Annotated in this window: 15 protein-coding genes; 5 read left to right on the top strand and 10 right to left on the bottom strand. The window is 58.0% G+C overall.

Annotation, left to right across the window (positions count from 1 at the left end):
* Nucleotides 1-5: 5 nt before the first annotated feature.
* Both FCH38_RS23635 and FCH38_RS09860 read right to left on the bottom strand, forming a co-directional pair.
* Nucleotides 6-1,046 (bottom strand): GlxA family transcriptional regulator, encoded by a 1,041-nt coding sequence (locus tag FCH38_RS23635; protein WP_149897386.1) that lies wholly within the window; start codon nucleotides 1,044-1,046, stop codon nucleotides 6-8.
* A gap of 271 nt (nucleotides 1,047-1,317) precedes the next feature.
* The gene (locus FCH38_RS09860; protein ID WP_149897387.1) at nucleotides 1,318-1,536 is read right to left on the bottom strand and encodes a DUF1127 domain-containing protein; all 219 of its coding nucleotides are present in this window, start codon (nucleotides 1,534-1,536) and stop codon (nucleotides 1,318-1,320) included.
* Nucleotides 1,537-1,778: 242 nt separating this feature from the next.
* On the opposite strand from FCH38_RS09860, the gene FCH38_RS09865 reads away from it, so the two are divergent.
* Nucleotides 1,779-2,717 (top strand): LysR family transcriptional regulator, encoded by a 939-nt coding sequence (locus FCH38_RS09865; protein WP_174373612.1) that lies wholly within the window; start codon nucleotides 1,779-1,781, stop codon nucleotides 2,715-2,717.
* Nucleotides 2,718-2,768: 51 nt separating this feature from the next.
* Here the strand turns inward: FCH38_RS09865 and FCH38_RS09870 are convergent, their stop codons facing one another.
* Nucleotides 2,769-3,689, bottom strand: a complete 921-nt coding sequence (locus FCH38_RS09870; protein ID WP_174373613.1) for a methylenetetrahydrofolate reductase — start codon at nucleotides 3,687-3,689, stop codon at nucleotides 2,769-2,771.
* A gap of 88 nt (nucleotides 3,690-3,777) precedes the next feature.
* A complete protein-coding gene (locus FCH38_RS09875; protein ID WP_174373661.1) occupies nucleotides 3,778-4,554 on the bottom strand; it encodes a formyl transferase in 777 nt (258 codons plus the stop codon).
* Between the two features lie 190 nt (nucleotides 4,555-4,744).
* Here FCH38_RS09875 and FCH38_RS09880 point away from each other — a divergent pair, with 190 nt between their 5' ends.
* Both FCH38_RS09880 and FCH38_RS09885 read left to right on the top strand, forming a co-directional pair.
* On the top strand, nucleotides 4,745-4,906 hold the full coding sequence (locus FCH38_RS09880; protein ID WP_149897390.1) for an entericidin A/B family lipoprotein: 162 nt from the start codon (nucleotides 4,745-4,747) through the stop codon (nucleotides 4,904-4,906).
* A 106-nt stretch (nucleotides 4,907-5,012) separates the two neighbouring features.
* The gene (locus FCH38_RS09885; RefSeq protein ID WP_174373614.1) at nucleotides 5,013-5,777 is read left to right on the top strand and encodes a phosphodiester glycosidase family protein; all 765 of its coding nucleotides are present in this window, start codon (nucleotides 5,013-5,015) and stop codon (nucleotides 5,775-5,777) included.
* Nucleotides 5,778-5,786: 9 nt separating this feature from the next.
* On the opposite strand, the gene FCH38_RS09890 is transcribed toward FCH38_RS09885, so the two are convergent.
* Together FCH38_RS09890 and FCH38_RS09895 are read right to left on the bottom strand one after the other, a co-directional pair.
* On the bottom strand, nucleotides 5,787-6,137 hold the full coding sequence (locus FCH38_RS09890; protein ID WP_149897392.1) for a hypothetical protein: 351 nt from the start codon (nucleotides 6,135-6,137) through the stop codon (nucleotides 5,787-5,789).
* 407 nt (nucleotides 6,138-6,544) lie between these two features.
* The gene (locus FCH38_RS09895) at nucleotides 6,545-6,850 is read right to left on the bottom strand and encodes a hypothetical protein (RefSeq protein ID WP_174373615.1); all 306 of its coding nucleotides are present in this window, start codon (nucleotides 6,848-6,850) and stop codon (nucleotides 6,545-6,547) included.
* On the opposite strand from FCH38_RS09895, the gene FCH38_RS09900 reads away from it, so the two are divergent.
* Nucleotides 6,849-8,252, top strand: a complete 1,404-nt coding sequence (locus FCH38_RS09900; protein WP_174373616.1) for an L-serine ammonia-lyase — start codon at nucleotides 6,849-6,851, stop codon at nucleotides 8,250-8,252. The two genes, FCH38_RS09895 and FCH38_RS09900, sit on opposite strands and share 2 nt — an antisense overlap.
* 65 nt (nucleotides 8,253-8,317) lie before the next feature.
* Entirely contained in the window at nucleotides 8,318-8,755 is a 438-nt protein-coding gene (locus FCH38_RS09905) for a DUF1489 family protein (RefSeq protein ID WP_153513962.1), read from the top strand.
* Between the two features lie 89 nt (nucleotides 8,756-8,844).
* On the opposite strand, the gene FCH38_RS09910 is transcribed toward FCH38_RS09905, so the two are convergent.
* The 4 genes from FCH38_RS09910 to FCH38_RS09925 form a co-directional block, all read right to left on the bottom strand.
* The gene (locus FCH38_RS09910) at nucleotides 8,845-9,450 is read right to left on the bottom strand and encodes a transglutaminase-like cysteine peptidase (protein ID WP_046798293.1); all 606 of its coding nucleotides are present in this window, start codon (nucleotides 9,448-9,450) and stop codon (nucleotides 8,845-8,847) included.
* Between the two features lie 175 nt (nucleotides 9,451-9,625).
* Nucleotides 9,626-9,862: a hypothetical protein gene (locus FCH38_RS09915; protein WP_153513961.1), complete on the bottom strand. Its 237-nt coding sequence runs from the start codon at nucleotides 9,860-9,862 to the stop codon at nucleotides 9,626-9,628.
* Between the two features lie 362 nt (nucleotides 9,863-10,224).
* Nucleotides 10,225-10,842, bottom strand: a complete 618-nt coding sequence (locus FCH38_RS09920; RefSeq protein ID WP_174373617.1) for a PilZ domain-containing protein — start codon at nucleotides 10,840-10,842, stop codon at nucleotides 10,225-10,227.
* Nucleotides 10,843-11,026: 184 nt separating this feature from the next.
* Nucleotides 11,027-11,584 (bottom strand): PAS domain-containing protein, encoded by a 558-nt coding sequence (locus FCH38_RS09925; RefSeq protein ID WP_153513959.1) that lies wholly within the window; start codon nucleotides 11,582-11,584, stop codon nucleotides 11,027-11,029.
* Between the last annotated feature and the right edge of the window lie 268 nt (nucleotides 11,585-11,852).

Consider the following 11,852-nt stretch of genomic DNA (forward strand, 5'->3'; position numbering starts at 1 on the left):
CGTCTTCAATGCGCGGCTTTGCCTCCCTGGCTCGCCATCGCCATTCGCGACGCGCTGATCAGCATCTTGCGCTCGGCCCGTTCCTGCTGCGGCGTGCGATTATAGATTTCGCGATAACACTTGGAGAAATGCGAGGCCGAGACGAAACCGCAGGCGACGGCGACTTCGACGACCGGCATGGCCGATTGTACGAGCAGGTGACGGGCGCGGTCGAGGCGGATTTCGAGATAATAGCGGGCGGGCGACCGGCCCATTTCCTGACGGAACAGGCGCTCCACCTGTCGGCGCGACAGATCGGCGGCATCGGCTATGTCAAGCAGCGACAGCGGCTCGGCGAGATTGCCTTCCATCAATTCGATGATCGACAGGACCTTGCTGTTCTGCACGCCGAGGCGGGCGCGCAGCGGCAGGCGCTGGCGGTCATTGGGGCTGCGCACCCGGTCGGTCAATTGCTGTTCGCAGACGCGGTTGACGAGGTTTTCGCCGAAATCCTGGCCGATCAGGCTCAGCATCATGTCAAGCGAGGCCGTGCCGCCGGCGCAGGTGTAGATATTGCTGTCGACTTCAAAGAGGTCGGCATAAACTTCCACCTGCGGAAAGGCTTCGGAAAAACCCGGCAGGTTTTCCCAGTGGATCGCGCAGCGCTTGCCGTTCAGCAGGCCAGCCTGCGCAAGGATATGGGCGGCGGTACAGAGGCTGCCGATGGCGATGCCGCGATTATAGGCTTCGCGCAGCCAGGCATTGACTGACTTGTTGATGTGCTGATCCACATCGATGCCCGAACAGATGATTGCCATTTCTGCGCGGTTCTCGCCGGTCACATACCGTCGCTCGTCGGCGAGACAGGTGTCGACCTCGAGACAGATGCCGCTGGAGGACATGACCTTCTGGCCATCGAGCGAGGCGATGCGCCATTCATAGGCCTGATAGCCCAACATTCGGTTGGCGATGCGAAGCGTTTCAACCGCTGCGGCAAAGGGCAGCATGGTAAATTGCGGAATGAGAAAAAAGACGATTGAGCGTTTCTTCTGGGAGTTCCTGCTCATTTGCCCGTGCTCCGTTGCGAATACGCAATTCCTCCCTTGGAATCGGTCTTCTGGATGTCCTGTTTCCGACATCTTTAACGAAAAATACGCCGTGGAATCGGGCCTGTCAAAAAATCGCTTTTGAAATATGCAAAATTTGCGACAAGCCTTTTAAAAAGGCGTCGTGTCGCATGTAAAACAGGCAGGCTTTTTTACGCCGTTGCCGGAGCGTATTGGCACGGGAAGGGATGGCTCGCAAGTCTTAAAACGTCTGCGAGCCACCGGTCAGAGGTCATTTGCGAATGGCGCTTGTGCGGTAATTGTCTGTCGTCGGCCATCCGATATCCTTCAATGTTTCAGGCGGCAATGCCTCAAGTGCGCGCAGCATCCGTGCACGACGCCATGATCTGTAAAGAGCAGAAACGTGGCCTGACAGGCGGTGAAGCCAGCCACCGGAAGAGGGACGATGCGCAGAGCGGTTCGCCACCGGGAGATAATGTATCATGGTCATGTCCTTGATCCTTTCCTGAACCACGATTGATTTGCGCCTTCGATATGCGCCTGCATATTTCATCAAACAAGAGAATGAATTTCATATCATTCATCAATTATCGGAATGATTTGCTGACCTGTCCTGCCAGATGCGCGTCGTCACATAAGGGGAGTTCGGCGCTTCATTCCAGCGGGACTTTTTCGGCCCTTGTCATTCGATGTCCCGGATGGTGCGCGCTTGTTGACATTCAATCAAACGAAATGATATCCATCTATAAATCAAAATATTTGAAGGTGCGTGCCATGACCGTGACTTTCCGCCAACCGCTGCCGTTGCTGGATAACGACATATTGAGAACCTTCGTCGCGATTGCGGAAACGGGAAATTTCTCCACTGCCGCGGAAGTGGTGTTCAGGACGCCCTCGGCCGTTTCCATGCAGATCAAGAAGCTTGAGGAGCAGTTGAAGACGACGCTATTCCTGCGCGATGCCCGCTCGGTGACATTGACCGCGCATGGCGAGACGCTGCTGACCTATGCACGCCGCATGATCGCGCTCTCCAATGAAGCCGTGTCACGTTTCGTCATGCCCGAGCTTTCCGGTGTGGTGCGTCTCGGCGCGCCGGAGGATATCGGTGAGCGTGGCCTGCTGCCGGGCATTCTCAAGCGCTTTGCCGAGGCTTTCCCCGGCATCATGATCGACGTCACCATCGATTCCAGTTCCAATCTCTACAAGCGCATGGACGAGCAACGGCTTGATCTTGCCCTCGTCAACTGTGCCTCGCATCCGCTCAGGGATACGGGTGAGGTGTTGATGCGCGAACGTCTCGTCTGGGCGGGTGCAAAATGCGGCACCGCCTATCTGCGCGATCCGCTGCCGATTTCGATCTGGGAAGAAGGCTGCATCTGGCGTTCGGAGGCGATCAATTCTCTGGAAAAGCGCGGGCGCAATTTCCGGGTGGCCTATCTCAGCGGTCATACGATGGCGCAGCGCGCGGCGATTGCCGCCGATCTTGCCATCGCGCCGCTACCGCGATCCTATGTGTTGAATGACATGGTCATTCTGGGCGACAAGGAAGGACTGCCGGAACTCGGCTGTTTCGATATCCGCCTGATCATGGGCGACAAGGCGTCGCGTCCGGTGCTTGCAGTGGCAGAAAGCATTCGCAGCGCCTTTGTCGAGGTTGCCAAGGCGGCGTAACATGGCAGGGCCTGCGCGGCCTTAAAGCCGGGCGCACAGGCAGTCATGGTGTCAAACCGCAACGGAATCCGGTGATGCCGAACGGTCTGCGTCGCCGGTTTGCCAGCTTCCGCGCTTGACCAGCCAGTCGGCCGAATTCTGCAAGCCGCCAAAGGGAAAGACGTGAATTTGCCGGATCGGCCCTTGCGGATTGGCCTGCCAGTGCCGCTCGATCGGTCCGACGACGCTTTCCGGCGAATGACCCTTCGCCAGTGTCGTGAGGGAGAGTGCGTTTTTCTTCAGATAGGCAATGGAATTGCCGACACCGCAAAGCGCTGCATATTTCAGCAGCGTCGTGATCTTGGCCGGACCGGAAACGCCGATGTGCACCGGCAGATCGATGCCTGATGCGATAAGCCCTTCCGCCCAGGCGATGAAACGGGCTGCATCGAAACCGAACTGGGTGACGATGCGCATCGTCGCATCGCTTCTTTGCGCAAAATCACGCTTCAGCCGCAGCGCGGCAATTGCCGTCTCCTCGCTGAAATCCGGGCTGCCCTCGGGGTGGCCGGCGATTGCGATCTGGCTTATCCCATAACGGTCGAAAATGCCTGACGACAGCATATCCATGCTGGAAGCGAAGGGACCGGCCGGCCTGTCGACGCCGCCGCCGACAACCAGCACATCCGATACGCCGGCTTCGCCCGCCAGCCGCTTCACCTGTTCCTCAAACTCTGCGCGCGACGGGATGCGCCGCGCCGCAAGATGCGGCACTGGCTCATAACCCAGATCACGCAGATGTCTCGCCGCATCGACAAGCTTCACCTGTGAGGCTGCGCCGGTGTCGGTCAGATAAACACGCACGCCCTGCGGAAAGAGACCGTCAAGGCTTGCCGGGCCAAGCACCTGTGCGGGAGAGGCTTCGATGGAGGCGGGGATGATGGAGGAGGCGGAAATATCGGGCAATTTGTGCATGATCCTTTTGATTATCATGCACCGTTTTTTCGGTGCCGTCTGTGCCTGATGCGGCAAGACAGCCCTGCATCTGCGACGAAGCTTGGCAACACGGTGCAGCGAAGAATCACCATATCCGTTTCGTCAGACCGTTCCACAGCCAGGTCCAGATCGTCGGCGGAAAGCGCAGTGCCGATTTTCCGGGGGAGGGCGGCTGTGGTGCGAGGCTGCCGGACAATGCGTCTTCCACGGCGCTGACGGCGATATCCACCGAGGCGGCGGTGAGAAGCAGCGGATAGGTGGCGATGGTGTCTGAAGGCGAGGGTTTCAGCCGTTTTTCGTAAAGCGTGGCGCCGGTATCCACACCCTTATCGACCAGATGTACGGTTGCGCCGAAATTGCCGCGGTCCTTTTCCACCAGCGCCCAGTAGCCGCCCATCTGGCCGCGATAGGCGGGATTGATGCCGGCGTGGAAATTGATAACCGGGCATTGCAGGGCCTCAAGCGTTGCGGGCTTCAGAAGTCGGCAGGAAATGGTGAAGATCGCCGCCGGTTTCAGCAGATTGGCGGCCTTGTGGCATTCCTCGTCGTTCAGCGAGGCAAATTGCGTGACGGGAACGGCTTGGCCAAGTTCGGCGGAAAGGCCATGCTCGGCGATAATCTCGTGGCTTCTTTTAATCGTGAAACGTTTGCCCAGCCGGGATGCGACCATCGTTGTCATCTGGCCGGCGGCGACAATCCAGCCGAGCCGACGCGCCCGCCGCTTGAGAATTTCCGATTTGCTTTCCGGTTGCTCCACGAAGACGTGGATATCAGGAAAGCGGGCGGCCAATGCATTGATCATGACATTGGGGTTCACGCCGCCTGCCGTCATCACCAGAAGTCGATTGTTGATGTCAGTCATATCATCCACGGTATTTTCCTCAGCCATGATCCAGGTGTGGAGTTTCCCTCGTGAACTTCAAAACCCTGTTAATTTTCATCGACGGGATTTTTTGAAATGCTGCTGGAACCGATTTTCGGGACTCACGTTATTGTGACGCATATCACATCGGCGCTTGCCTTGGACGGCAAGTCATAGGGGAGTTATTTCAATGGTTACACGCATTCTTTCGACCGTTTTCGTGGCTTTGTTGACCGTCGTGACGCTCAGCTCTTGCGGCAACACCATTCGTGGCATGGGCCGGGATACGGCGAATGCCGTTGATGCGACGCAGGACGCCGGCCGCAATGTGGACCGCGCTGCCCGCCGCTAACGGCACTCCCCTTAAAGTCGAGGCGTTACCCTGAAACAGGGGTGACGCCTTTTCTTTGACTGAATTTCCCTGCGAATGTTCCCCTGACGAGAATCACGGGGTGGGCATGAACGGATCGATGAAAAGACTGGCGAAGCTGCTGTTGCCATTGTTGCTGCCGTTTTCGGCGCAGGCCGGCGGGCCGGCGGATTTTTGCAAAAGCATGGACCATGCGGGCGGTCGCTACACTGTGTGCAGTTTCGACCCGGCAAAGAACACCATCCGGATTTATGATCGCGATCACGTCTCCGGGCAGGGGTATCGCTCCTTCGCCGACCTGTCGTCCGCGCTCTGGCGGCAGCATATGTTCAGCATCTTCGCCATGAATGGCGGCATGTATCATTCCGACTATTCGCCAGTTGGCCTGTTTGTCGAAAATGGCGTGGAACGCTCATCGATCAGCACCCGGGGCGGCTGGGGCAATTTTCACCTTCTGCCGAATGGTGTGTTTTATCTCAAAGGCACGACGGCCGCCGTGCTGGAGACTGAGGCCTATCTGGCGGCAGACCCCAAGCCGGATTTCGCCACCCAGTCGGGGCCGATGCTGGTGATCGACGGGCAGCTGCATCCGCGATTTCTGCCCGACAGCGACAGCCTGAAGCGACGCAACGGCGTCGGCGTCTCCCGCGATGGCATGGTGCATTTCGCCATTTCGGAAAATACCGTGCGCTTCTACGATTTTGCCACGCTGTTTCGGGATGTGCTGGATGCGCCCAACGCGCTTTATCTCGACGGGACGATTTCGAGCGTCGATATTCCCGCGATGAAGCGGCGCGACATGCTATTTCCCATGGGGCCGATCATCGCCGTCATCGATAGGGTGCCGGACTAACCGAACAGATCAGATCGGCGCTTTAGGGTAGGCTTTTTCAAGTCCCGCCGATGCCGTCAGCCCTTTGCGGAAGGCCAGATAAGCGGGGTGCTGGCTGGTTCTGGCAGTTTCCGCGAGGCGAATCTGCAGGCGGGCAGGGGCATTGACGCCAAGCCATTCACCGGCAGCTTCCAGCTTCAAACTGTTCAGGAAACGGGCATTGGCCTGCTGGTCGAGATAAAGATTGAGGCCGGCCAGCAGGTTTTCATCCTGCAAGGCGTTTTCCATCAGCAACGACACCCATGCCTTGTCCTCGCTTGCAAGCGAAGTCAGTTTCGAAGCGACCGTTTCGCGATCGGGAAAAGAGGATGCCTGCTGCATGTAGTGAGTCCCGTTGTCGTTATCCGTCGTGGATAAAGCAGAGGTGTTGTGCTTTCAAGGCGCGGCGACTGCGGAATAAATTCGACTGTAACGTGTTGGCGACGACAGTTTTCAACAGGTGTTTGTGCAAAAGCTTTAAATAACGGTTACACTTTAGCCTAAATTGAGGCGAAGACCGAAATGCCGGTTTTGGAAGCCACGCCCTAACACCTTGTTTTTTCATGTACCTATGCGCGGGGCGAATGGCAGCCCGTCGAAAAAGCCTTCATTTAGCCGCTTTTTGCATTTGCCTTCGTCGTCGGATTTTAATAAATGCTTCTTCCAACGGGCCGGGTCTTGAAGATCCCCCGGAGAGTGAATAGCTGGAGTAATCATGGAAGAAACCGCTCAGAAATCTTGCTGGGGCGTTACCTTGCGCGCACTTGCAGGCTTTGCCGCTTTTCTCGCATTGACGTACATTTTTGGCAGCCCATAAGCACTTCTCCTGAATTGACTGGTTTTGAAAACGGCGCGGTCTCCTCTGGAAACCGTGCTGTTTTCGTTTCTGCGACCTGCATGTCGCAGCCGCAAAAGCCGGTGACGCTCTTCGTTCTTGCCGAAGCGCCGGATTTCTCCGAAAATCCCGACAGATTTTGCATCCGATGCTGCGGTGGCGATCTGTCGCGGCTTTGGATATGGTGATGGTGGAATCCATCAGTCAGGAAAAACTTCATGTTTCTTTCGGTCTTTGACGTCTTCAAGATCGGTATCGGTCCTTCAAGTTCCCATACGATGGGTCCGATGACGGCGGCCAACCGCTTTCTGGCGCTGATCCTCAGCGATGAATGGCCGCGCCCGGCCGGTGCCAGCGTTTCGCGGCTGAAGGTCAGCCTGCACGGTTCGCTCGCCTTTACCGGCATCGGCCATGGCACAGGGCGTGCCGTTATTCTCGGCCTGACCGGCGAGCGGCCGGACCTCGTTGATCCCGACGCCATGGATGCGATCATCGAGACGGTGGAAAAGGCCGGCACGGTTACGCCGCCGGGACATCCGGCCTACGAATTCCGGGCAGCCGAGGATCTGGTGTTCGACAAGAAGAACCCGCTGCCCGGCCATGCCAATGGCATGACCTTCTCCGCCTTCGACAATCAGGGCAGGCTGCTGATCAAGCGCATCTATTATTCGGTCGGTGGTGGTTTCGTCGTGACCGATACGGAACTGGAGGCGATCAAGCAGCGCGGCAAGACCATCGATAATGGTCCGCGCGTGCCCTATCCCTTCGCCTCGGCAAAGGAAATGCTTGATATGGCGACCCGTTCCGGCCGCACCATCGCCCAGATGAAACGGGCGAATGAGGAGACGGTGGTTTCCCGCGACGAGTTGAACGACCGGCTCGACCAGATCTGGGAAGCGATGGACGGCTGTATCGAGCGCGGACTGAAAGTCGACGGCATCATGCCGGGCGGCCTGAAGGTGCGCCGTCGCGCCCGTTCCATTTACGAAAAGCTGAATGCGGAATGGCGCAGCAACCGGTTCAATCCTGTCATGGCGAATGACTGGCTGAGCGTCTACGCCATGGCCGTGAACGAAGAAAATGCCGCCGGTGGCCGGGTGGTCACCGCGCCGACCAATGGTGCGGCGGGCGTCGTTCCGGCCACTGTCCGATATTTCCGGCACTTCCATGAGGATGCGACGGTCGACGACGTGCGTGACTTCCTGCTGACGGCGGCGGCGATTGGCGGCATCATCAAGCACAATGCCTCGATTTCCGGCGCGGAAGTGGGCTGTCAGGGCGAAGTCGGATCTGCGGCGGCCATGGCGGCGGCGGGTCTTGCGGCGGTCATGGGCGGCTCGCCCGAGCAAATCGAAAATGCCGCTGAAATTGCGCTTGAACATCATCTTGGCATGACCTGTGACCCGATTGCCGGGCTGGTGCAGGTGCCCTGCATCGAGCGCAATGCGCTGGGTGCGGTGAAAGCGGTGACGGCGGCGTCGCTGGCGCTGAAGGGTGACGGCCAGCATTTCGTGCCGCTCGACGCTTGCATCGAAACCATGCGCCAGACCGGCAACGACATGAGCGAGAAATACAAGGAAACCTCCACGGGCGGCCTTGCCGTCAACGTTGTGGAGTGCTGAGCGGGCAGGGCGGCCGGCATCGTCCAGATGCTTGACGCCTGCCGCAAAAAGGCATTGATAGGGATATGCCTTTACATCTCATCAAACTTTGCGTTGGCGCGGATTCACTCCAGGATTTAAGAGACTGGGTCGCGCAACGCTCGCTGACCGCCATGGCCGCAGGTCTGGAACCGCACAGCGTGCACACCACCCGCATGATCCCGAAAAGGTCCGAGGAATTGCTGGAAGGCGGCTCGCTCTACTGGGTCATCAAGGGGCAGGTGCAGGCGCGGCAGAAGCTTCTTGATCTCCGTTCCTTCAAGGGCGACGACGGGATTACCCGCTGCGATCTCATTCTCGGCCCCGAAGTGATTGAGACATCACCTGCGCCGAAGCGGCCGTTTCAGGGCTGGCGTTACCTCAAGGACGACGAAGCGCCCCGCGATCTCGGTGGCGGTGGTTTCGGCGGTGAGGACATGCCATCCGACCTGAGGCGTGAACTTGCCGAGCTTGGCCTGCTCTGACGCTTGCAGCTCTTTACGACAATGAAAAAGCCGGCCTCCCTGCGGAGCCGGCTTTTTCATTTGGGGAGACGGTAGTGGGGTAGCTGGTGTTATCGGATGCCGCCAACCGCATTGGTGGCGCGGCCATCCTGAATTTTCACCCAGCGACCCGGATTGGCGGTGTCCTGGCGCTTCAGGTAGGTATATTCGGTTTCCGACCAGTTCATGACCTTGTTGCGCATGTTGTCGAGTACGAAATCGCCGCGGTCGGTACGAACGGTCAGAACGGCATGGCCTTCGCCATTCGGCTGCAGAACGACGGTGATAAGCAGGTTAGAAGCCGAGAAGCCCTTGTTCATCAGCATCTTGCGCTTCAGAAGCACGAAATCTTCGCAATCGCCAACCGTGGTGGGGTATGCCCAGCGCTCTTCAACGCCGTAGATTTCCATGTCGGTCATCGGCGTGATCGTGGTGTTGGCGGTGTAGTTGACGTCGAGCATCGCCTTCCAGCGCTCTTCGGTCAGCTTCATCGGGCCGGTGTCGACCGAGGTCGCCTGGCATTCGCTCTGATAGGTCTGGCAGAATTCATAGTGGCCGATCGGCGGGTTGGCCTTGCCGATGACGCGCATGACGGCGGCCGGCGACGCGCTGGCCTGCTGGGCGAAGGCGCTGACGATGAATGCGATCAGGACGAAAACGATACGGTTGTTGTTCATTGCTTGTCTCCCCGTGTTGAGGAGACATTCGCAGGTATATTTTGACCCGGCGGAAATTTGCGAGAGGCAATTTGAGCTTAAATTTCAGCAAATTAGCTGTTATTTTGAACTGTATTTGAGTCAAATTTTACGGGTATTCGAAGCAAATTTTATTACAATTTTACGGATCGCGGCCTTAGGTTTTTGGTAGCCATTTATGCCGCTGTATTGAAAGCGATTTTCCGTGTGGGGCGATTTTCACAGCCGCGTGAAGTGTTCGGGAGAAGCCGGGCAGGGGAGCGGATTTCCCGTTTTGGGATGGATGTTTCAGGTTGGGACGCCATGAAAAAGCGGCGAAAAAAACTTCAAAAAACTGCTTTTTTTTTCCGGAAAAATGTTTTGGGCGGGCGCTTTGCGTTTCGATCTGCGCCATACCGAGCCGAAATCGATGGGTTTGGTGCGCGACCACCGCGCATCCGGACGGGTGGAAGTGAAGGCTGGGACGATATCCCGCGCTTAAGTGTTTCAATCTCGCCGTGTCGCCGTTGCATCGGAAGCCCGTCGAAACGGATTGACGCGACGGAGGAGACTTCTCCGAGATCAAGGGTCTAGTTGGCTGGTTTCTAGCGAAAGGCCGGACGAGGGAAGAAAAGCCGCAACAGATGCCCCGTCAATACCGGGCGCGCACCGCCGTCGCACATTCAGTGAGACGGAGGTGGGGCGTCGGGAATGGTGGGCATTCCTTAGATTATGGATTTTCGGCTGTTAATGGCTGCGCAGGTGTCGAGGCGGCGCTTAGAGAAATTCGATCAGCGCGTCGGGCGACTGGACGCGGTCGAATTCGACTGCGACGCCTTCCATGAAGTGGCGCACGATCTTGCCGCTCATGTTCTTGCCGAGCTGGACCCGGCTGCCGAGCGGCGGACGGTTTTCGACTTCGATTGCCGCACCGGACAGGGAAAGGTCGATCAGCCGGCAGGAGATGAGCACGCCATCTTCCAGAACCAGATGTGCCTTGGCATTGCGTGGCGTCAGTCGGTCGTGGCGTCGGTCTTCCGGCAGGCCGAGCAGTTGGCGCTTGGCGATCCATGCCAGCTGGGCCGCGAGTTTTTCCCGCTTGCGCTCCGGCGCATTGATGGTGATGACGAAGCCGGAGGCGGTGAGCGACGTTACCGAGCCTTCGATCCGGCCGATGTGCTGGAGATAAGCGATGACGCGGTCACCATTGCGGGCCATGCCCGAGCAGGTGAACTGCGCTCTTTCGGCGGTCATCTCGGTTGCGGTGCAATCATATTCTTCATGGTCGGGCAACATGAGGCGGCCGGAAAAGGACACGACGACGGCGTCGTCGAGGGAGACCTCTTCAACCGGACGCAGGATTTGGGCAGTGTTGACCGAACGAGATGAAAACATGGACAGCGCAATTGTAACGGATGATGATGACAAATCTCTACTCTGCGCGGGTTAACAGACTGTATTGCTTGATATCTACAATTCTTACGATCGGCGATATCGTTACAGCTTTGACCTATTTTCAGCAAAGATTCCGGGTTGCAGGGCGCCATCCGTCCTCACATTGAAGGAGGAACGGGCCCCGTCAACAGCTCCCCGCGAATGGTGTGAAAGCCGTAAGCGTGTTTTCCGAATATTGCGTCTGCGCGATATCCATCTGCAGCAGGCGGCTGCTCTTCATCCAAAGGCAATTGATGGGGGTAGCGAATTCGTGACGCGGATGTGCCGGAAGCAAGGCCCCGAGCAGCCGCGGGGCGGCGCCTTCGTCCGTGCGCAGCGGCAGCAGCAGCATCTCGAATGCCAACGGGGCTGCGCCGAAATCATCCTCCGCCTCGACATCGAAGACGACTGGCAATTGATGTTGCAGGATGCCGCGCGCGACGCGGCAGGGGAAAACGGCTTTTGCCGCCGGCCACAGTTCCGAAAACGGGCGGTCGCGCAATTCCCGACCAAACAGGTCGCAAATGCGCGTGCCGGCGAGGCGGAAGAAGGGCGCTTCCTCTCCCTTTTCCGTCAGGATGAAGAGATCACCCAGATGATGTTTCAACCTTGCGGGATCGATGTCTTCGCGACGGGGCGCGGGTCTGTTGCCGCGCAGCTCGTCCCAATAGTTATATATGTCCAGTCCGGCCATGCTTTTCATAGCACCGTTCTCCATGTTCGCTTTTGGGACATCATGTCCATCCGAACGCCTGTATGTGGAGGTGTAGCGATTTTCGTGCCAGCCGGTTTTGTTAAGGTTAACAAAGGGTTGATATTGCGCGGCGACAAAGGCCGTGGCATCGGTGCGGCCATGTCGGGGACAAGCTCCGGTCAGCACAATTGATGGCAGCGCTCGTGACTTTACCGCGTCGCCGCAAGCCGGACTGCCTTTGGCGGCGGCGCTCGAACCGGCTCTGGTTTTGGCGTCG

This window comes from Agrobacterium tumefaciens (assembly GCF_013337285.1).
GTDB classification, from domain to species: Bacteria; Pseudomonadota; Alphaproteobacteria; order Rhizobiales; family Rhizobiaceae; genus Agrobacterium; species Agrobacterium burrii.

What these genes read in the sequence shown, in the direction of transcription:
- FCH38_RS23635 (WP_149897386.1), bottom strand. Translation starts at nt 1,046, where the DNA reads ATGAGCAGGAACTCCCAGAAGAAACGCTCAATCGTCTTTTTTCTCATT.
- FCH38_RS09860 (WP_149897387.1), bottom strand. Translation starts at nt 1,536, where the DNA reads ATGACCATGATACATTATCTCCCGGTGGCGAACCGCTCTGCGCATCGT.
- FCH38_RS09865 (WP_174373612.1), top strand. Translation starts at nt 1,779, where the DNA reads ATGATATCCATCTATAAATCAAAATATTTGAAGGTGCGTGCCATGACC.
- FCH38_RS09870 (WP_174373613.1), bottom strand. Translation starts at nt 3,689, where the DNA reads ATGATAATCAAAAGGATCATGCACAAATTGCCCGATATTTCCGCCTCC.
- FCH38_RS09875 (WP_174373661.1), bottom strand. Translation starts at nt 4,554, where the DNA reads ATGACTGACATCAACAATCGACTTCTGGTGATGACGGCAGGCGGCGTG.
- FCH38_RS09880 (WP_149897390.1), top strand. Translation starts at nt 4,745, where the DNA reads ATGGTTACACGCATTCTTTCGACCGTTTTCGTGGCTTTGTTGACCGTC.
- FCH38_RS09885 (WP_174373614.1), top strand. Translation starts at nt 5,013, where the DNA reads ATGAACGGATCGATGAAAAGACTGGCGAAGCTGCTGTTGCCATTGTTG.
- FCH38_RS09890 (WP_149897392.1), bottom strand. Translation starts at nt 6,137, where the DNA reads ATGCAGCAGGCATCCTCTTTTCCCGATCGCGAAACGGTCGCTTCGAAA.
- FCH38_RS09900 (WP_174373616.1), top strand. Translation starts at nt 6,849, where the DNA reads ATGTTTCTTTCGGTCTTTGACGTCTTCAAGATCGGTATCGGTCCTTCA.
- FCH38_RS09895 (WP_174373615.1), bottom strand. Translation starts at nt 6,850, where the DNA reads ATGAAGTTTTTCCTGACTGATGGATTCCACCATCACCATATCCAAAGC.
- FCH38_RS09905 (WP_153513962.1), top strand. Translation starts at nt 8,318, where the DNA reads ATGCCTTTACATCTCATCAAACTTTGCGTTGGCGCGGATTCACTCCAG.
- FCH38_RS09910 (WP_046798293.1), bottom strand. Translation starts at nt 9,450, where the DNA reads ATGAACAACAACCGTATCGTTTTCGTCCTGATCGCATTCATCGTCAGC.
- FCH38_RS09915 (WP_153513961.1), bottom strand. Translation starts at nt 9,862, where the DNA reads ATGGCGCAGATCGAAACGCAAAGCGCCCGCCCAAAACATTTTTCCGGA.
- FCH38_RS09920 (WP_174373617.1), bottom strand. Translation starts at nt 10,842, where the DNA reads ATGTTTTCATCTCGTTCGGTCAACACTGCCCAAATCCTGCGTCCGGTT.
- FCH38_RS09925 (WP_153513959.1), bottom strand. Translation starts at nt 11,584, where the DNA reads ATGAAAAGCATGGCCGGACTGGACATATATAACTATTGGGACGAGCTG.